The sequence below is a fragment of the Mycobacterium venezuelense genome (genome assembly GCF_054919535.1).
The window spans coordinates 182,900-200,392 of sequence record NZ_JBONDW010000011.1; the positions used below are offsets into that span (position 1 = coordinate 182,900).

The window sequence follows — 17,493 nt, forward strand, 5'->3', positions numbered from 1 at the left end:
GAAGCGTACCGCGTCGGCGGTCGCGTACCCGATACCTAATGGGAGGCGGTCAGCTGCTCGTCCTGCGTGTTTTCCGGGGCCTCGGGACGTCGCAGGAACAGCTGGAGCAGCACTCCCAGCAGGGCGCATGCCGACATCACGAAGAAACAGACGATGTATCCGGCGTGTGCGGTCCAGCCGCCGCCCAGCGAGATCAGCCGGCCCATGAGCAGCGGTGCGATGCCGCCGCCGATGAACATGGCCGTGGTGATGATGCCGTTGGCGGTGGACACCGCGCCTTCTGGAGCGGCGTCGGAGGCCGCCGCGTAGTAGATCGGCCACACCGCGTTCGCGACCAGACCGAATGCCAACTGGATGACCACGACGAGCAGTGACGACGTGGCGAAGTAGAAGCACGCCACGCTGATCGCCATCCAGATTCCGCAGATCATGATGGTGCTCTTGCGTCCGATCACGTCCGACAGCGTCGGCCACAGGATCTGGCCCAGGATCCCGGTGAACGCGAAGACGACGCTGAGGCCCGCCGATTCGGCGAGCGAGAGTCCCACGACGTTGTAGAGGTAGGCCGGAAGCACCACGTTGATGCCCATGTAGACGATCTGGGTGAGCAGGGTGGTGAGCGCGGTGAGATTGATGCTCCGGTTGCGGAAACAGGCCGAGATCAGTCCTTTTCCGCCGGCGCTGCGTCCGAGGTCGTCGGCGGGCGGCGTGAGCCCCTTGGCGGCGATGTCCTCGTACAGCGTGGTGATGCGATCGGCGGTGGAGTAGCGGCCCCAGAAGATCATCAGCGGGACGGCGACGATCAGGCCGAGGAACAGCGTGTAGGACCAGTTCGACGCGCCGAACATCGCGATCACGACGGCCGCGGACAGACCGCTGAGCAGCGATCCGACGGGGTAGCCCGTGTGGTGCACGCCCAGTGCGAATCCGCGGCGCTCCTTGGGCCACCACTCCGCGGTGTTGCTGACGCCGACGGGCTCGCCCCATCCGGCGCCGAGGTTGACGCCGACCCGCAGTGCGATGAACGCGACCGCGTTGGCGCTGACGGCCTTGAGCCCCGAGACGAACGACAGTGCGGTGTAACCGATCACGAGTGGCACCTGGAATCGGGCGCGTTTCCAGCCGCCGCCATACCGGTCGCTGAGCGTCGACCCCGGGATCGCCAGTACGGCAAGCGAAATCATGATCAACGACGCGATCGCGCCCCACGCGTCCGGGCTGAAATGAAACTGCTCCGAGATCGTGGGCCCGAGCCGCAGGATGATCTCGCGGTCGTAGGCGTTGAGGATCCAGATCAGCCAGCACACGGCCAGTGAGATCCACGAGTATTTGTGGGTGTCGCGCAGAGAGCCGCGCGGCGAGGCAACTTTCATGGGAGATGTCCTTGAGGGTGTGATGACTATGCGCCGAAGCGGCTTTCGGGAATGCCGTGTACTCCGAGGCCGCGGACCGCGAACAGCGATCCGCGCAGCTGCCCGTCGCCGGGGAAGCGGGGCAGCGGCGGGCGTGCCATCGATGTCACGTAGAGGACGTCGAGGTCGGGTCCGCCGAACATGACGCTTGTCGGTTTCCGGACCGGGAAGTCGATGACGCGGTCGACGGATCCGTCCGGTGCGTACCGAATGATCTTGCCGCCGTATACCAGTGCCTGCCACAGGTAGCCGTCGGCGTCGACCGTCGCACCGTCGGCCGCGCCACCCGAGCTCGTGTCGACCCGGGCGAACGTACGGCGGTTGGCCACCGCCCCGGTGTCGAGGTCGTAGTCGTAGGCCCAGATCTCGCCGGTCCACGTGTCGCAGAAGTACAGCGTTTCGCCGTCGGGGCTCCAGCACGGGCCGTTGGAAACGGTGATTCCTTCGTCGAGCACCGCCAGCGAACCGTCCGGGCGGTAGGAGTAGAGCTTGCCGCTCGGTGACTCCTCCAAGGTGTCCATCGAGCCGAACACGAAGCGGCCGCGTTTGTCGACCTTGCCGTCGTTCAGCCGGTTGTTCGGCAGGCCCGGTTCCGGGTCGATCAGGTGCGTGATGGTGCCGTCAGCCAGATCGAGCCTGGCCAGTCCGTTCTCCAGCGCGACGATCGCGTTCTCACCGTCGCGGCACAGTGCCATCGAGCCGATCTTCCGACCGACATCCCAGGCCCGGATGTGCGTGCCGTCCGCGGTCGACCGGAAGATGCGGCCGTCCGCGCTGTCGATCCAGTACAGCAATTGCTGCTCGCAGTCCCACAGTGGCCCCTCGCCCAGCGTGGTCTTGAGATCGACGACGACGTCGATCGTGGGTGTGGCATGGCGGTCTGACATTGGGGGAACGTTAGGAGCGCATGCGGATGTTCAGCAACGTTAAGTTGTGATCTTGAGCATGGACACCGATCGGCAGTGATCGACCGCACTCGCCAGGTGGGATTCACCTCCCGATTGGGCGGGGAGGACCGCACACCTGCCGGTCTGCTCAACTTAACGTTGCTTAACGATTTGGGTCACACTTAACGTCGGGGCACCAACACGGTGGAGGAGGTGAACCGGTGAGAGCACGCGTATCGGCGGCCGACGTCGCGCGAGCGGTCGGCGTCTCGCCGGCAACCGTCTCCTATGTGATGAACGGCCGCGGCGGGGTATCCGAGCAGACCCGCGCACGGATCCTCGAGGTCGCCGAGGAACTCGGGCACATCTCCAGTGCGCGTGCCGATCGGCTGCGCTCGCATCAGACGCGCGTCATCGGCCTCGTCCTGACCGACATCGCCAATCCCTTCTACACCGAGATCGCCGCGGGAACGATCGACGCCGCCCGGGCCCGCGGCTACGAGGTGTTCCTCGCCCACACCCAGGAAGACCCGGATACCTTGCGCACGGTCGTCGACGCCATGATCGCCCGTCATGTCGACGGCGTCGTGTTCACCGTGCTGCATCCCGACGATGGCGACGTGATCCGCGCGCTGCGCAGCGCTCATATCCCACTCGTGCAGCTGTCGCGTCGAATCGAACGCATCGACGCCGACTTCGTCGGGATCGATGATCGGGCCGCGGCCTCGGAGATGATGGAACACGTTGTGGGCCATGGCTACCGGGACATCGTGACGATCGTCGGCCCGCGCACGTCGAGCGCCTCGGCGGCCAGGGAAGAGGGATTCGTCAACACCGCGGAATCGCATGGCATTCGCAGCATCGCCTCACATCGCATCAGCACCTATCTCAGTGAACGCGGCGGCTATGTGGCCGTCGAACAGGTGCTCGCACGCAAAGCGTTGCCGCACGTGATCGTGTGCGGCAGCGACGCCATCGCCCTCGGCGCGATCAGCGCGCTGCGCGCGAACTCGATCAACGTGGGTGAGGATGTCGCCGTCACGGGCTTCGACGGTCTCTACCCCGGCACATCCCCGCTCGTCGAACTCACGACCGTCAACCAACCGCGCCGCGAAATGGCCGAGCAGGCAATCGAACTCCTGACCCGCCGCATCGACGGCGCCGGAGGATCGTTCCAATCGGTCCTTCGCGCACACCAGCTCCGGATCGGCACCACCTGCGGTTGCCCGCGCAAACGCGCGGCGGCCGCCTGACACAACCGAAACACCGCCAATCCCTGGGCAATACGGCCCACGGGACTACCTTTCGACACCCTTGAGAAGGGGCTTTGCCATGGGCACGGACACCGAGCTGAACAAGCTCATCTTCCGCAAGCTGATGCCGCTGTTGATCGCGGCCTACATCATCGCCTTCATCGACCGCACCAACATCGGTCTGGCCAAGAACCACCTCGAAGCCGATCTCGGACTCTCCGCGGCCGCTTATGGTTTGGGCGCCGGGCTGTTCTTCCTGGCCTACTCGCTGTGCGAGGTGCCGAGCAACCTCATCATGCACCGCGTCGGAGCCCGGCTGTGGATCACGCGCATCATGGTGACCTGGGGCCTGCTGTCGGCGGCCATGGCCTTTGTCCAGGGGCCGGTGTCCTTCTACGTCCTGCGGGTGCTGCTCGGTATGGCCGAGGCCGGGCTGTTTCCCGGCGTGATGCTCTACCTCACGTACTGGTTCGGACGCGAACAGCGGGCCCGTGCCAACGGCGCGTTCCTGGTCGCGGTCTGCCTCGCGAACATCATGGGCGCACCCATCGGCGGTGCGCTGCTCGGCATGGACGGCGTGCTGGGCTGGCACGGGTGGCAGTGGATGTTCGTGATCGAAGGTCTGCCCGCGGTCGCACTCGCCTTCGTCGTGTACAAGTTCTTGCCCAACGGGCCGAACGACGCGAAATGGCTTGACCCGCAACAGGCCCGTGAGCTCACCGCGCGGCTGGCCCGCGAGCAGCAGGAGGGCGCCCAGGCCTCGGGCACGCACTCATTCGCGGGCGTGTTCCGCGACAAGCAGATCCTGTTGGTCATCGCGGTGTACTTCACCCACCAGATCGCGGTTTACAGCCTCACCTACTTCCTGCCCGGGATCATCGGGGAGTGGGGCGAGATGACCGATCTCACGATCGGCCTGCTCACCGCCCTGCCCTGGGTGGCGGCCGCGATTGGGACGCTCGTGCTGCCGCGATACGCGACCGACGGCCGACGCTCCCGCACGATGCTGTTCGGCGGCATGGCCGCCATGGTCATCGGATTCACGATCGGGGCGGTCGCCGGGCCGGCTCTCGCACTCGTGGGGTTCTGCGTCGCGGCATCGACATTCTTTGTCGTCCAATCGATTCTGTTCGCGGTCCCGGCTTCCAGATTGGCCGGCGCGGCTTTGGCAGGCGGCCTGGCGCTAGTCAACACGCTCGGCATCCTCGGCGGTTTCGTCGGGCCGTTCGTGATGGGGCTGCTCGAATCGGCGACCGACAACCCCTCTGCCGGGCTGTGGTTCGTCATCGCACTCGTGTTCATCGGTGCCGTCGTGAGCCTGAGCCTCAAGATCCAGGACGCCCCGGCGAACGTCACAGAAAAAGAGGTAACAGCATGAGCGACCGAATCCTCGTCGTCGGCGCAGGCGCCATCGGTGGCGTCACCGCAGCCCATCTCGCGCGCGCCGGACACGACGTCGTGGTGCTCGACGCCAACACCGAACACGTCCGGTTGATGAACTCGCCGGGCCTGCGGTTCGACGAGCTCGGTGAGACATCGCTCGTCCCCATCACCGCGGTCGACAAACCCGCCGATCTGCCAGGCAGATACTCCTACGCCCTGGTCACCCTCAAGGCCCCCTATCTCGACGTCGCGCTTTCGCCGCTGGTCGCCGGTGACCTGGTGGACACCTACGTGTCTCTCGGAAACGGGTTGGTGCAGAGCACAGTTGGCGACATCGTCGGCTCGGATCGGCTGGTCATCGGAATCACCGAGTGGGGCGCGACCAACCTCGGCCCCGGCCATCTCGCGCAGACCACGGTCGCCCCGTTCGTGATCGGCGAGGCCGACGGCAGCCGCGGTCAACGGATCGAAAAGCTGCGCGACGTCCTCTCAGCCGCCGCCGAGGTGCGGATCTCGTCAGGCATCGTCGGGCAGATCTTCACCAAGCTGCTGCTCAACAGCACGTTCTCCGGGCTGGGCGCGGTCAGCGGAATGCTGTACCGCGAGGTCGTCGCCGAACCGCTCGGGCGCGAACTCGCCTACCGGCTGTGGACCGAGGCCTACGACGTCGCCCATGCGGCAGGCATCGAACTCGACGAGATCGTCGGTGTGCAGCCGGACCAGCTCGTCGTCCGATCCGGCGCGGATCTCGAACGTGCCGATGCCGCACTGGACATTCTCATGAACCGGCTCGGCGCGACCAAGGCCTCGATGCTGCAAGACCTCGAACGCGGCGCGATCACCGAGGTCGACGTGATCAACGGCGGTGTCTGCTCGACAGCCCAGAAGGCCGGTGTCCCAAGCCCATTGAACGACCGCATCGTCGAGCTGGTGCACGACTGCGAGCGCGGGAGCCGGGTGCCCGGCAGAGCCACGCTCGAAGCCCTCGCCGAAGTTCCCGCCTGATTTCCAACCCGTAAGGAGCAACACCGTGAACGACAAGGTCATCATCACCTGCGCACTGACCGGCGGCATGACCGTGCCCGCCCAGAGCAAGGCCATTCCCATCACCGTCGACCAGATCGTCGAAGAGGGGGTCAAGGCGGCGGAGGCAGGCGCGTCCGTTCTGCATGTCCACGTCCGTGAAGAAGCGACCGGACGCCCGGTGGCCGATCTCGATTTGTTCGAGCGCGCACTGTCGGAACTCAAGAAGAACACCGATGCCGTCATCCAGCCGACCACTGGCGGCGGCCGCGGCATGACCGTCGAAGAGCGGGCCTCGGTCCTCAAGTTCCGTCCCGAGATGGCGACCTTCAACGCCGGAAGCTTCAACTTCGGGCTCTTCCCCGTCGCGTCACGTGATCTTCCGTTCGCCGACTGGGAACGTGAGTATCTCGAAGGCACAACCGATTACATCTTCAAGAACACCTTCGCGGACATGGCCTACATGGCCGAGCAGATGCGGCAGGCCGAGACCCGCCCCGAGATCGAGGTGTACGACGTCGGCCATATCTACAACCTCGAGCAGCTCGTCAAGGACGGTGTCCTGGAGCCGCCGTTCAACCTGCAGTTCGTCCTCGGGGTGCTCGGTGCCAACGCCGCCGAGCCCGACCAGCTGATCCACATGTTGCGCACCGCCGAACGGGTCTTCGGCAGGGACGCGTTCACGTGGTCGGCCGCCGGCGTGGGCTATCGCGGCGAGTTCAGCCTCGCGGCCCTGTCGTTGACCCTCGGCGGCAACGTGCGGGTCGGGCTGGAGGACAACCTGCGCGTCACCAGGACGGAGAACGCGACGTCGAACGCCCAGCTGGTGCAGAAGGTCGCCGAACTGGCCGCACTGTTCGATCGCGCGCCGGCATCACCGGACGAGGCACGCGCGTATCTCGGCTTGAAAGGTGCTGGGGCAGTCGCGTTCTGATATGACGTCGGCTCGGCACTGTCGAGCCGGCGCTGCTCAGCGCAGCCGGAAGATGACTGCGCGCTGCACCACGAAGTTGATGACGGTCGCGGTGCCCTGGGCGATCACGAATGCGACCGGAACGCGCCACGGCTTGTCGTCCCACGCCATGTAGAACACGTAATTGATACCGACCTGCACGGCGTAGGTCAGCGCATACAGCACGCACACCGCGATGAACCGGGCCTTGCTGGGCGGTGCCTGGAACGTCCAGCGCCGGTTGATCAGGTAGGCCGTGGTGGTGCCTGCGATGAAGCTCAACGTCTTGGCGATGTTGACGTGCAGGCCCGTCGCGAGCAGCGCGACGTAGAGGCCGAAGTCAACGATGGCCGACAACCCGCCGGTGACGATGAACCGGAACGCCTGGGTCTTGAGACTCAGTGTTGACGACATTACGGGTTCGGCCACTCCGGCAGCTTAGCGAGGGCCTACCGTGCGGGTGTGTTGCAGATGGTGCTCAACTACCTCGGTATCGCCGTGTTCGCGTCGTCGGGGGCGATGGTCGCGATCCGTAAGGGCTTCGACCTGTTCGGCATCGCGGCCCTCGGGGTCATGACCGGCGTCGGCGGCGGTGTGGTGCGCGACCTGTTCCTCAACATCAGCCCGCCGACGTCGATCCAGCACTGGCCCAACATCACGGTGGCCCTTGCGGCCACCGCGGCGGCAACCCTGACCGCGCGGCTGTTCATCCGCATGAGGCGGAGTGTGCTCACGCTCGACGCCGTCGGAATGGGCTTTTTCGCGACGTCGGGTGCCGCGATCGCCGTCGACCATGGGGCGAGCTGGTTCGCGGCGGCGCTGATCGGCATGACCACCGCGATCGGCGGCGGCATCATCCGCGACGTGCTGGCCCGCGAGGTCCCGATGCTGCTGGGGCCGGACGAGCTGTATGCCGTCCCGGCGATGCTCGGCGCCACGGCGTACGCCGTGATCGACTACCTCGGCCCGCAGTGGGTGGGTCTGGTCGTGGGCACCGTGCTCGCAACGGTGCTGCGACTGGCCGGGCTGGTGTTCCACTGGCGGCTGCCGACCGGGCCCGCCGATCTCATCGTGCGCGGGGATACCTAACGCAACACCTCGGCCAGCACGTTCACGAGCGCGTCGACCGCGGGCGCGAACGCGTGTTCGGCCGGCCCACCGATGCCCACGAGCACCCCGTCCGGATTCGGGATCGCCGGGTCGGCCATGGGGTGGCGCATGATCGCCAGCCCGTTCAACGCGATGCCTGCCTCACCGGCCCGGTGCAGCACCTCGGGTTCGGCGCCGTCGGGCAGCGTCAGGAGCATGTTCACGCCCGCGGCCAGGCCGCCGATACCGACGTCGAACCCGTCCAGCGCGGAAACCAGCGCGTCCCGCCTGCGTCGGTACCGGTTGCGCATGCGCCGGATGTGACGGTCGTATCCACCGGTGCTGATGAAGTCGGCCAGGGTCAGCGCCGTGATCGCGTTGACGTGGTATTGCTGTCCGCCCGCCGCGGCGATCACCGGGTCGATCAGCGCCTCGGGAAGAACCATCCAGCCGACGCGCAGCGTCTGGGCCATGGCCTTGCTGGCCGAACCCAGGTAGATCACGCGTTCGGGATCGAGCGCCTGCAGCGCGCCGATGGGCTGGCGGTCATAGCGGAACTCGCCGTCATAGTCGTCGTCGATCACGTAGCCGCCGGTGCGCCGCGCCCACTCGACGAGCGCGGCGCGGCGCGTCGGGTGCAGCGCCATGCCGAACGGGCTTTGGTGTGCCGGGGTGAGCAGTGCGGCGGGGGTGTCCAGGCCGTCGAGATCGCTCACCACGGCGCCGTGCTCATCGATCCTGATGGGCGTGGTCTTGATGCCCATCGCGGCCCATGCGTCGCGAAAGATGAAGAGCCCGTATGCTTCCACGGCGATCGGTCGAGTTGTGCCGAACACTCTCCCGAGCAGTTCGACGGCGTCGCGCACACCGGCGCAGATGACGATCGACTCGGGCGTCGTGCGCACGCCCCTGACCCGGCCGAGGTATTCGGCGAGTGCCTCCCGCAGTTCGACATGCCCGCGCGGATCGCCCATGCGCAGTGCGGACACCGGTGCGTTCAACAGCGCGCGTCGCGTCGAGGCCAGCCAGGCGGTGCGGGGAAACTCCGCGACGTCCGGGGAGCCGGGCATCAGGTTGTGCTTGGGAACGATGGTTATGCGCCGCGGCCGCGGCGCCGGCGGCGTCACCGCGGTTCTGGCGACCCAGGTGCCCGCACCTTGACGCGATGCCAGCCAGCCTTCCGCGACGAGTTCGGCGTAGGCCTCGGCGACCGTATTGCGGGCCAGGCCGAGATCGGCGGCCAGGGTGCGCGACGGCGGAAGCACGGTGTCAGTGGCCAGCCGGCCGGACCGTATGCCGTCCCGCAATGCCTTGATCAGCTGTTCCCGGGCGGTCCGGCTGCCCGGCTCGATCACCGTGCGCAGCTCGAGGTGCAGATCACGACTGCCCGAATTGGCCCGCGAATTCATGTCTAGATTGAACCATCTATGCGGGACTTTGGTGGCTAGCGTTTATGGCATGACGCAAACACTCGAACCCACCAAGGCCGGCGACCGGCTCAAGATCTACAAGACTTCACCGGAGCTCTACGACGCCATGATGACGTTGTCCAACGCATCGGCCAAGGACGTCGACCCCACAATCGCCGAGCTCATCAAGATCCGCGCATCGCAGCTCAATCGCTGCGCCTTCTGCCTCGACATGCACACCCACGACGCCCGCAAGCACGGGGAAACCGAGCAGCGGCTCGCGCTGATCGCCGCGTGGGAGGAGGCCGGCGACCTGTTCACCGAGCAGGAGCAGGCCGCACTCGCGCTGACCGAGGCCATGACGGACCTGAGCCACGGCCCGGTCTCCGACGAGGTCTACGCGCGCGCTGCGGCGGCCTTCACCGAACGTGAGCTGGGCCAGGTCATTTCGATGGCGGTGACAATCAACGCGTGGAACCGCATCAACGCCGCGGTGAAGACGCTGCCGCCACGCCGCTGACACTGGAAACTGAAGGGGTGCAGACCCGGTCCGGTGCGCAGATCACCGTGCACGGTGCCGTCGTGCACAAGCTGCACCGGCCGGGTACCGACCCGCGGGCGCTGGCCGCTCGGCTGACCGTGGCCCGTGGGCTCGACGTCTTCGTGACCCCGCTGTCGATCACGCCAGAGCGGATTGCTGACCGTTGGCGGACTCGTTGGCCGCTCATGGAAACCCTTGCTGCCGAACCTGAGTCGGTTCCGTGGGAGGAAATCGCGCGACTGCTGGCGCGGCTGCACAACGCGTCGTACGCGGGCAGGCTCCCCGCCCACGGCTGGCCGGCTCGGCTGCGTCGGGCGGTGGGCCGGGCCCGCGGGTACGACGTGATCGTGCGCGCCGCCGCCGGTCTGCCCGACCAAGCATGGCGGGCCGGTTCGGCCGACCGCCCGTGCACACTCGTCCACGGCGATTTCCATCTCGGCCAGCTGGGCCGCCGGGCTCCGGGCCCATGGCAACTCATCGATGTCGACGATCTCGGCGTCGGCGATCCGGCCTGGGACCTGGCCCGCCCGGCCGGGTTCTGGGCCGCGGGCCTGATTCCCGACGCCGATTGGGGCGCGTTCATCGATGCCTACCAGGCGGCCGGCGGTCCAGCAGTGCCGTCAGGTGATCCGTGGCCGGTGCTGGAACCGTTCGCCCGCGCTGCCGTCATTCAGGCCGCCGCGAACGATTCCGACGACGAGGTGCTGGCGGCGGCCTGCGCTCGGATGCCTCAGCTGGAGAAGAACAGCCGACCGAAGCCCTGCTTGCGGTAGTGCTTGTTGCCGCGATGGCCCCAGCCCGGCCCGTAGTTCGAGTGCCCGTAACTCTGGCCGTAGCCGGAGTGCGGCGGTGGCGGCGGGGGTGCGGACTGCACGAACCGGTTCTCCATCTGGGTCAGTGCCTCGAGCTCGCCGAAGTCCAGGAAGATGCCACGGCACGTGTCGCACTGCTCGAGATGGATGCCGTTGCGTTCATAGGTCTTCATGACCCCGGCGCACTTCGGGCACAGCAGGTTGTTACCCACGCCGTGTGTCGGAGGGGTCTTCGGAGGCTCATATGGCGGGATGCTCATATCGCCATAACGACCAAAGGCGCTGTGAAGTGCCTGTGAACTTTTTGGCTCTACTATGCGGCTGATGGGCGAGAGTCGGGTGCTGGTTGTTCTCTCGGGGCTTCCCGGGGTCGGGAAGACGACCGTGGCACGCCGCGTCAGCGAACGTCTGGGTGCGGCGCATCTGCGCATCGACACGATCGAGGCCGCGATGGTGCGGTCCGGACTCGTCGCGGCAGCCGGTGGCTGGGACAACGCACCCGATGCGGGATACCAGGTCGCGTACAGCGTCGCGACCGACCTGTTGCGGGCCGGGCACGACGTCATCGCCGACAGCGTGAACCCGCTTGCGGTCACCCGGCGGGCATGGGCCGCTGTCGCAGGAGAGGTCAATGCGGTCGCAATCGACATCGAAATCGTCTGCAGCGACTCGGACTTGCACCGCGAGCGCGTCGAGACGCGGACGTCGGATCTGGATGGACTCGTGGTTCCCACGTGGGAGCAGGTCATGGGCCGGCGGTATGAACCGTGGAGCACCCCGGTCCTTCGCGTCGACACCGCCCAAGGTGCGGGCGCGGCGGCAGAGGAAATAGTGGCGACAGTACGCGCACGGTTCTTGAGTTCCTGAGCGAACTCAAATGATGGGACGGGTTCTACGCCCGCGATGATTCGGGCGAGTCGACCGGTTCGCACGGCAGGCGCACTGCCTTGTCATCGGGGAGGCTCAGGCCATCTGTGGACGGTGGCAACCGTAGCAATCGTCGGCTCAGATCGATGAACACCGCTTCAACCCCTGGGACACTGAGTCGACCATCGGGTCGGTACCATCGCGAGACGCCGTTACACATTTCGATCAGCGCCAGTCGGGTGACGGTGGGGTCGGCCACGTCGAACAGGCCCTGTGCCACCCCGGCGGCAAGCGCGTCGGCGAACATCGACTCGTAGGTGTCCCGGAGGGCGACGATGTCGTCGCGGCGCGTTCCGGTCAGAGACCGTACTTCCTGGTCGACGACGGTCGCGGTGCGCGGGTTCAGCGCCGTGGTTCCGACGTGCGCGCGGACCAAACCGATCAGCTGCTGATCCGGTTGGGTGGACGCGGAGATCGCGATCCGGCCTCGGCGTATCAACTCGTCGAGGCACATGCGCATGATCCCGTCGAGCAGTTCCTCCTTACCGCTGGGCGCGTAGTGGTAAAGCGTCGCCGAGTTCAGGCCTGCCGCCGCGGCGAGTTCCCTGATGCCGGTTGCCGCGAAGCCGCGCTGGGCAAACAGGGCCACCGCCATACGCTGAACTTCGCGGCTGCGCGTGGCGTGGTCCTCCGTCATTGGGCTCACGTCCACATTGTGACAAGTCGGCAATAGGGTCTTGTGCTTCGCAGGCACGTGTTCGTACAGTTCCCAATCAATCGATTGATTGGGAGGCTCATGGCATTCCTGCGAACCGTCCTCGGTGACGTGCCGACCGCAATGATCGGTCACACCCAGCCGCACGAACACCTGCTGTCCGACATCGGCGCCACCACGCGGCGACAAGGCACCGCCCTGCAAAACCACGATCCGATCACCCTGGAGAACCTCTACGAGATCCGTCGCCACCACAGCCCGGTGGACGCGAAGATGACCGACGTCGGCGAGGCGATCCACGAACTGGGGCTCTACCGCGAGGCCGGTGGATCGGCGATCGTCGATGCCAGCAGTGTGGGTCTGGGACGCAACCCGGCCGGGCTGGTGGAGGTATCGCAGGCCACGGGTGTGCACGTGGTCATGGGCAGTGGCTACTACGTCGCCGACTATCACCCACCCGAACTGGCGGACCGCTCCCGTGACGACATCGCGCAGGAGATCATCACCGACATCTCCGACGGGGTGGGCGAGACGGAGGTTCGTGCCGGCTTGATCGGAGAGATCGGCCTCACGTGGCCGGTCGACCCGGTGGAAGCCACCGTGCTGGTCGCCGCGGTGGACGCCCAATTGGCCACCGGCGCAGCGCTGATGATCCACCCCGGCCGGGATGCCGCCGCGCCCCTGGACGCGATGGCACGGGTGCTCGCCGCCGGTGCGGATCCCACCCGGGTGGTGATGTCGCACATCGACCGCACGCTGTTCACCGCCGACGATATGAGCCGGCTCGCCGACACGGGGTGCTACCTGGAGTTCGACCTCTTCGGCCAGGAGTCGAGCTATTACCCGTACGCGCCGATCGACATGCCCAACGACGCCACCCGCATCGACCACCTGCAGCGCCTTGCCGACGCCGGATTCGCCGGCCGGCTGCTGGTGTCCCAGGACATCTGCTTCCAGACCCACCGCCAGGGCTACGGCGGTGAGGGATACGGACACCTGCTGCGCAATGTCGTGCCCCTCATGCGTCGCAAAGGCATGAGCGACGACCTGATCACCGCACTGACCATCACCAACCCACTCACCGCCTTAGGACTTGAAAGATGACCGCTGAACCCGTGTCCACCCGTCCCACGGCCCGGCCTGGTGAGGCCGGCCAAGAGCACCGCCCCGGCACCGCATTGGCCGGTGCTTCGGTCGGAACCTTCGTCGAGTTCTACGATTTCGCCGTCTATGCCCTGACGGTGCCGATCATCGCGTCGGCGTTCTTCCCCGACGGGAACAGCACTGCCGCGCTGCTGTCTGCGCTGGCGGTCTACGGGGTGGCGTTCGTCATCCGCCCGCTCGGCGGGATCGTGTTCGGCATCCTCGGTGACCGGATCGGCCGCCGGTCGGTGCTGATGGCCGTCCTACTGCTGATCGGCACCACCACCGCGCTGATCGGTCTGCTGCCGACCTTCGACCAGATCGGTTATCTGGCACCGGCTCTGCTGGTGACTTTGCGCCTGCTGCAGGGGCTTTCGGCGGGTGGCGAGGTGACCAGCGCGACGTCGTTCGCCCTGGAGCACGCACCGGACGGCCGCCGGTCGCGGTGGATCACCACGGTCATCGCGATGTCGGCGGTCTCGTCGATCGTCGGGTTGATCGTCGTGCTGTCGCTGAATGCCGTGCTTTCGGATGAGGCATTCGAGAGTTGGGGATGGCGCATCCCCTTCCTGATCGCCTTGCCGCTGAGCGTGATAGGCCTGTACATCCGGTTGCGCACCGACGAGAGCCCGGCGTTCGTGCGGGCCCGCGAGCAACAGGAACTGAGCTCCGCACCGCTGCGAGAAGCGCTTCAAACCGAGCGCGCCGCAATCGGATTCACCGCCGCCCTGGCCGCGATGAGCGCACTGGCGTTCTATTACCTCGTGGGGTACTTCCCGACCTATCTGCAGGTGACCGCGGAGATGTCCCGTACCGGCGCCCTCGCCAGCAATGGCATCGCGCTTGCCGTCTTCACCGTCGCCCTCATCCTGGCGGGTACGGTCGGTGACCGCATCGGCCGGCGCACGATGATCCGGGTGGGCGCACTGGCGCTCATCGTCACCAGCATTCCCGCGTTCTACCTCGCCGCGCTGGGTGGCATGGCCAGCGTTGCGGGGCAGGTCATCGTCGCGTTGAGCCTGGCGATCTTCGGCGGTGGCAGTTACGCCACCCTGCTGGAGATCTTCCCGACCCGCACCCGGCTGACCGGATCCGCGCTCGGTTACAACATCGGCTACGCGGTATTCGGTGGCACCGCGCCGCTGCTGGCGGCCTACTTCGTGGAGGCCAGCGGCAGCCCGCAGGCACCAGGGTTCTACCTCTCGATCATCGCGGCGATCGTAGCGCTGTGTGTCTGGAAAGTGCCCGAGGCGAAGAGCTTGAAGGTGCATCGGTGACGGCGGGCCCACGTAGTAGCGGACAATCACGATTGATGGAGGAAACACAGGTGCACGTCACAGACGCCCGGGTACGACTTCCCGAGGAGCTGCGTCCGGCGCCGGCAGGGGAGCGGGATCCGTTGTCGCACAGTGAGTATGACCGGGTGCTCGATTTGGGCAACAAGACCGTCGCCGGTACGACGCAGGCGCTGCTGGCCGAGATGGACGCCGCGGGGGTCGCCGATGCGATCCTGCACGCCGAGACCGAGACGCCGGTTCCGGCGGCCGAACTGAACGATGCGGTGATAAAGCTCGTAAACGAATATCCCGACCGGTTTTCCGGTGTGGGAACCATCGACATGCCGCCGGCACGAGCGGGTGTGGCGGCCCGCGAGCTCGACCGGATCGCTGTCGGGGGACTCGTCGGTGTCAACATCGAACCGGCCTTTTTCGGATTGGATATCGATGATCGGTGGCTGTACCCCACCTACGCCAAAGCCGAGGAACTGGGCTTGGTGGTCAACCTGCACACCGGGGTGAACTACGCGCGCAACGCGCCGATGCGCCACGAACGGGCCGAACTGCTCGATCAGGTCGCCTGCGATTTCCCGGATTTGCGCCTCGTGGCCTGCCATGGCGGCTGGCCACAGGTCGATGAATTCGTCGCGGTGGCCCGGCGCCATCCGACGGTGTACCTCGAACTCGGCGGTCTGGCACCCAAATACGTCGCTCGGGCTGGATCCGGCTGGGACGTCCTGATGAGCATGCTCGGGCGTGTGCTCAGCGATCGCGTGCTGTTCGGCACCGACTGGCCGGTCATGCCGCACCAGCGCGTACTTGATGAGTGGCGTGCGATGGGGCTCGATGATTCAGTGTTGGAACAGCTGCTGGGCGCCAACACCCGCAGCCTGTACTCACGGGGTCCGCACCAGAAATGACAGATCCGACCAACCTGGCCACGCTGCCGGCGCTGGTGCGGCGTGCCGCCGACCGATGGCCAGACCGCAGGGCTTTGGTCTTCGATCCATCCGGGCACGAGCTGACCTTCGCCGAACTGGCCGCCGCTGTGGCGGACCGAGCCGCGGCGTTGCGGCAATATCACCGCGTCGCGCGTGCCGACCGGATCGCCGTCATGCTGCCCAACGACGCTGACTTCCCCGTCACGTGGCTTGCTCTGGCCGCGTTGGGGGCGATCACGGTACCGGTCAACACGCGGCTCGGGGCGGCCGACCTGGCCGCTGTGCTGACGGATTCTCGAGCCCGGTTGATCGTCACCAATCCGCAATTCCACAGTGCCGCAAGCGAAGCCGCTCCCGCCGTACCGGTCGTTACGTTCGACGAACTCGCCGGCGGCACCTGTGACGGCCAGGCGCCCGAGGTGTACCCGGAGGACCCGGCGAACCTGCAGTTCACGTCGGGCAGCACCGGAAAGTCGAAGGGGTGCCTGGTCTCCCACGGCTACTGGGCCGGAATCGCGCGTATCATGACCGAATTCGGCCCCCGGCTGGGCCAGGACGACGTACTGCTCACGGCCCAGCCCTTCTACTACATGGACCCGATGTGGAATCTGGCCACCACCCTGTTGACCGGTGCGCCGTTGGTGGTGACCGATGGATTCCATCCGAGCACTTTCTGGGCCACCGTGCGCCGTCATCAGGTGACGTATTTCTACTGCTTGGGCGTGATGCCGGCGATGCTGCTCACCACTCCCGTCGACCCGGATGAACGCGATCACCGGCTGCGCTACATCTCGTGTTCGGCGATTCCGCAGGGCCGGCACGACATTCTGGAACAGCGGTTCGGGGCTCGCTGGTACGAGCTGTACGGCAGCACCGAGACCGGCATCGACATGATGGTCGAGGAAGCCGATCACGACCGGTGCAAGGATTCCGGGGCGCTGGGCACGCTGATGCCGAACCGGGACGCGCGGGTCGTCGACCCCGACACCGCAATGCCGGTGGCGCGTGGTGAGCGGGGGATCCTGCAGCTGCGGGGCACCTGGATGAGCGACGGCTACCCGGACAGCCCCGCGGCCAACGACGAGGCCTACCGCGGTGGCTGGTACCGCACCGGCGATATCGTGTCGGTCGACGCGAACGGCTACTTCATCTTTCACGGCCGGGCCAAGGACATCATCCAGCGCAGCGGGGAGAACATCGCCGCTAGTCAGGTCGAGGCGGTGCTGCAAGCCCACGACGAGGTCGGTGTCGCGGCGTGTCTGGCCGCAACCGACCGGATACGGGGTGAGGAGATCGTCGCGTTCGTGGTGCCGCGCGAATCCGGCGGCGACACCGAGGACTTGCTGCGGTCACTGATGAGCCACGCGGCAAGGGACCTCGCGTCGTTCAAGGTGCCGCGCTATTGGGTCGTGCGGGAATCGCTGCCGCTGACACCGTCGGCGAAGGTGTCCAAGCCCGCCCTGCGACAGGAGGTTCTCGGCCAGGTCTACGACCGGGTCGACTGTCGATGGAGCACCGCGGTCACCCTCGCCTGAGATTGCCTCGCGGTGGCATTCAAGCGACCGGTGGTTGTCGGTGGGTGGGCGTAGCATCGATCATGTGTTCGAAAGTTTGTTCGATATCGATCCGGGGGCGTCGGAGGAGCAGCTGCGCGCCCTGGTCGAGACGTACGAACTGCTTAAACCGGCCCTCGCGGCCGCCCAGGCCCGGGCCACGGCGTTGTGGGATGCCAAGCGCCGCGCCCGTGAAGCCGCGCAGGGTGTGCCGGCGGCCAAGCGGGGTAAGGGGT

Annotated in this window: 18 protein-coding genes and 1 pseudogene; 13 read left to right on the forward strand and 6 right to left on the reverse strand. The window is 66.6% G+C overall.

Annotated elements, in window-relative coordinates; all coding sequences use genetic code 11:
* Positions 1-35: 35 nt before the first annotated feature.
* Positions 36-1,373, reverse strand: a complete 1,338-nt coding sequence (locus ACRCUN_RS19720; RefSeq protein ID WP_462143310.1) for an MFS transporter — start codon at positions 1,371-1,373, stop codon at positions 36-38.
* 26 nt (positions 1,374-1,399) lie between these two features.
* Positions 1,400-2,299, reverse strand: a complete 900-nt coding sequence (locus ACRCUN_RS19725) for an SMP-30/gluconolactonase/LRE family protein (protein WP_462143311.1) — start codon at positions 2,297-2,299, stop codon at positions 1,400-1,402.
* Between the two features lie 221 nt (positions 2,300-2,520).
* Here ACRCUN_RS19725 and ACRCUN_RS19730 point away from each other — a divergent pair, with 221 nt between their 5' ends.
* The 4 genes from ACRCUN_RS19730 (at position 2,521) to ACRCUN_RS19745 (ending at position 6,892) form a co-directional block, all read left to right on the forward strand.
* Positions 2,521-3,552, forward strand: a complete 1,032-nt coding sequence (locus ACRCUN_RS19730; protein ID WP_462143312.1) for a LacI family DNA-binding transcriptional regulator — start codon at positions 2,521-2,523, stop codon at positions 3,550-3,552.
* Between the two features lie 79 nt (positions 3,553-3,631).
* Positions 3,632-4,930 carry an MFS transporter gene (locus ACRCUN_RS19735; protein ID WP_462143313.1) on the forward strand — a complete coding sequence of 433 codons (1,299 nt, stop codon included), beginning with the start codon at positions 3,632-3,634 and terminating at the stop codon, positions 4,928-4,930.
* Positions 4,927-5,940, forward strand: coding sequence for a ketopantoate reductase family protein (locus tag ACRCUN_RS19740; protein ID WP_462143314.1), 1,014 nt, complete (start codon positions 4,927-4,929; stop codon positions 5,938-5,940). The genes ACRCUN_RS19735 and ACRCUN_RS19740 overlap by 4 nt, the downstream gene beginning before the upstream one ends.
* Positions 5,941-5,965: 25 nt before the next feature.
* Complete coding sequence (locus ACRCUN_RS19745) at positions 5,966-6,892, forward strand: beta-keto acid cleavage family enzyme (protein ID WP_462143315.1); 927 nt, start codon at positions 5,966-5,968, stop codon at positions 6,890-6,892.
* A gap of 36 nt (positions 6,893-6,928) precedes the next feature.
* Here ACRCUN_RS19745 and ACRCUN_RS19750 read toward each other — a convergent pair whose 3' ends face one another.
* A complete protein-coding gene (locus tag ACRCUN_RS19750; RefSeq protein ID WP_462143337.1) occupies positions 6,929-7,324 on the reverse strand; it encodes a GtrA family protein in 396 nt (131 codons plus the stop codon).
* A gap of 48 nt (positions 7,325-7,372) precedes the next feature.
* Here ACRCUN_RS19750 and ACRCUN_RS19755 point away from each other — a divergent pair, with 48 nt between their 5' ends.
* A complete protein-coding gene (locus tag ACRCUN_RS19755) occupies positions 7,373-7,999 on the forward strand; it encodes a trimeric intracellular cation channel family protein (RefSeq protein WP_462143316.1) in 627 nt (208 codons plus the stop codon).
* On the opposite strand, the gene pdxR is transcribed toward ACRCUN_RS19755, so the two are convergent.
* The gene (pdxR, locus tag ACRCUN_RS19760; RefSeq protein ID WP_462143317.1) at positions 7,996-9,408 is read right to left on the reverse strand and encodes a MocR-like pyridoxine biosynthesis transcription factor PdxR; all 1,413 of its coding nucleotides are present in this window, start codon (positions 9,406-9,408) and stop codon (positions 7,996-7,998) included. The two genes, ACRCUN_RS19755 and pdxR, sit on opposite strands and share 4 nt — an antisense overlap.
* Before the next feature lie 49 nt (positions 9,409-9,457).
* Between pdxR and ACRCUN_RS19765 the strand changes: the two genes are divergently transcribed.
* Complete coding sequence (locus ACRCUN_RS19765; RefSeq protein WP_462143318.1) at positions 9,458-9,928, forward strand: carboxymuconolactone decarboxylase family protein; 471 nt, start codon at positions 9,458-9,460, stop codon at positions 9,926-9,928.
* Positions 9,880-10,722 (forward strand): phosphotransferase family protein, encoded by an 843-nt coding sequence (locus ACRCUN_RS19770; RefSeq protein ID WP_462143319.1) that lies wholly within the window; start codon positions 9,880-9,882, stop codon positions 10,720-10,722. Before ACRCUN_RS19765 ends, ACRCUN_RS19770 begins: the two co-directional genes overlap by 49 nt.
* On the opposite strand, the gene ACRCUN_RS19775 is transcribed toward ACRCUN_RS19770, so the two are convergent.
* Entirely contained in the window at positions 10,680-11,021 is a 342-nt protein-coding gene (locus ACRCUN_RS19775; protein ID WP_462143320.1) for a TFIIB-type zinc ribbon-containing protein, read from the reverse strand. The two genes, ACRCUN_RS19770 and ACRCUN_RS19775, sit on opposite strands and share 43 nt — an antisense overlap.
* 64 nt (positions 11,022-11,085) lie before the next feature.
* Here ACRCUN_RS19775 and ACRCUN_RS19780 point away from each other — a divergent pair, with 64 nt between their 5' ends.
* A complete protein-coding gene (locus tag ACRCUN_RS19780) occupies positions 11,086-11,628 on the forward strand; it encodes a P-loop nucleotide/nucleoside kinase family protein (RefSeq protein WP_462143321.1) in 543 nt (180 codons plus the stop codon).
* Between the two features lie 25 nt (positions 11,629-11,653).
* Here ACRCUN_RS19780 and ACRCUN_RS19785 read toward each other — a convergent pair whose 3' ends face one another.
* Positions 11,654-12,325 carry a TetR/AcrR family transcriptional regulator gene (locus ACRCUN_RS19785; protein ID WP_462143338.1) on the reverse strand — a complete coding sequence of 224 codons (672 nt, stop codon included), beginning with the start codon at positions 12,323-12,325 and terminating at the stop codon, positions 11,654-11,656.
* Between the two features lie 99 nt (positions 12,326-12,424).
* Here ACRCUN_RS19785 and ACRCUN_RS19790 point away from each other — a divergent pair, with 99 nt between their 5' ends.
* From ACRCUN_RS19790 to ACRCUN_RS19810, 5 genes and pseudogenes are all read left to right on the forward strand, one after another.
* Entirely contained in the window at positions 12,425-13,447 is a 1,023-nt protein-coding gene (locus ACRCUN_RS19790; protein ID WP_462143322.1) for a phosphotriesterase family protein, read from the forward strand.
* Positions 13,444-14,763 carry an MFS transporter gene (locus ACRCUN_RS19795; RefSeq protein WP_462143323.1) on the forward strand — a complete coding sequence of 440 codons (1,320 nt, stop codon included), beginning with the start codon at positions 13,444-13,446 and terminating at the stop codon, positions 14,761-14,763. The genes ACRCUN_RS19790 and ACRCUN_RS19795 overlap by 4 nt, the downstream gene beginning before the upstream one ends.
* Before the next feature lie 35 nt (positions 14,764-14,798).
* Positions 14,799-15,683, forward strand: a complete 885-nt coding sequence (locus ACRCUN_RS19800; RefSeq protein ID WP_462143324.1) for an amidohydrolase family protein — start codon at positions 14,799-14,801, stop codon at positions 15,681-15,683.
* Positions 15,680-17,239, forward strand: coding sequence for a class I adenylate-forming enzyme family protein (locus ACRCUN_RS19805; protein ID WP_462143325.1), 1,560 nt, complete (start codon positions 15,680-15,682; stop codon positions 17,237-17,239). The genes ACRCUN_RS19800 and ACRCUN_RS19805 overlap by 4 nt, the downstream gene beginning before the upstream one ends.
* A 64-nt stretch (positions 17,240-17,303) precedes the next feature.
* Positions 17,304-17,493 (forward strand): annotated as a pseudogene (locus tag ACRCUN_RS19810) (HNH endonuclease); the annotation flags it as partial.

Bases quoted from the DNA above. Each gene is read 5' to 3' on its own strand.
- ACRCUN_RS19800 (WP_462143324.1), top strand. From the start codon at position 14,799: ATGGAGGAAACACAGGTGCACGTCACAGACGCCCGGGTACGACTTCCC.
- ACRCUN_RS19735 (WP_462143313.1), top strand. From the start codon at position 3,632: ATGGGCACGGACACCGAGCTGAACAAGCTCATCTTCCGCAAGCTGATG.
- pdxR (WP_462143317.1), bottom strand. From the start codon at position 9,408: ATGAATTCGCGGGCCAATTCGGGCAGTCGTGATCTGCACCTCGAGCTG.
- ACRCUN_RS19785 (WP_462143338.1), bottom strand. From the start codon at position 12,325: ATGACGGAGGACCACGCCACGCGCAGCCGCGAAGTTCAGCGTATGGCG.
- ACRCUN_RS19720 (WP_462143310.1), bottom strand. From the start codon at position 1,373: ATGAAAGTTGCCTCGCCGCGCGGCTCTCTGCGCGACACCCACAAATAC.
- ACRCUN_RS19740 (WP_462143314.1), top strand. From the start codon at position 4,927: ATGAGCGACCGAATCCTCGTCGTCGGCGCAGGCGCCATCGGTGGCGTC.
- ACRCUN_RS19795 (WP_462143323.1), top strand. From the start codon at position 13,444: ATGACCGCTGAACCCGTGTCCACCCGTCCCACGGCCCGGCCTGGTGAG.
- ACRCUN_RS19780 (WP_462143321.1), top strand. From the start codon at position 11,086: ATGGGCGAGAGTCGGGTGCTGGTTGTTCTCTCGGGGCTTCCCGGGGTC.
- ACRCUN_RS19765 (WP_462143318.1), top strand. From the start codon at position 9,458: ATGACGCAAACACTCGAACCCACCAAGGCCGGCGACCGGCTCAAGATC.
- ACRCUN_RS19750 (WP_462143337.1), bottom strand. From the start codon at position 7,324: ATGTCGTCAACACTGAGTCTCAAGACCCAGGCGTTCCGGTTCATCGTC.
- ACRCUN_RS19790 (WP_462143322.1), top strand. From the start codon at position 12,425: ATGGCATTCCTGCGAACCGTCCTCGGTGACGTGCCGACCGCAATGATC.
- ACRCUN_RS19775 (WP_462143320.1), bottom strand. From the start codon at position 11,021: ATGAGCATCCCGCCATATGAGCCTCCGAAGACCCCTCCGACACACGGC.
- ACRCUN_RS19725 (WP_462143311.1), bottom strand. From the start codon at position 2,299: ATGTCAGACCGCCATGCCACACCCACGATCGACGTCGTCGTCGATCTC.
- ACRCUN_RS19805 (WP_462143325.1), top strand. From the start codon at position 15,680: ATGACAGATCCGACCAACCTGGCCACGCTGCCGGCGCTGGTGCGGCGT.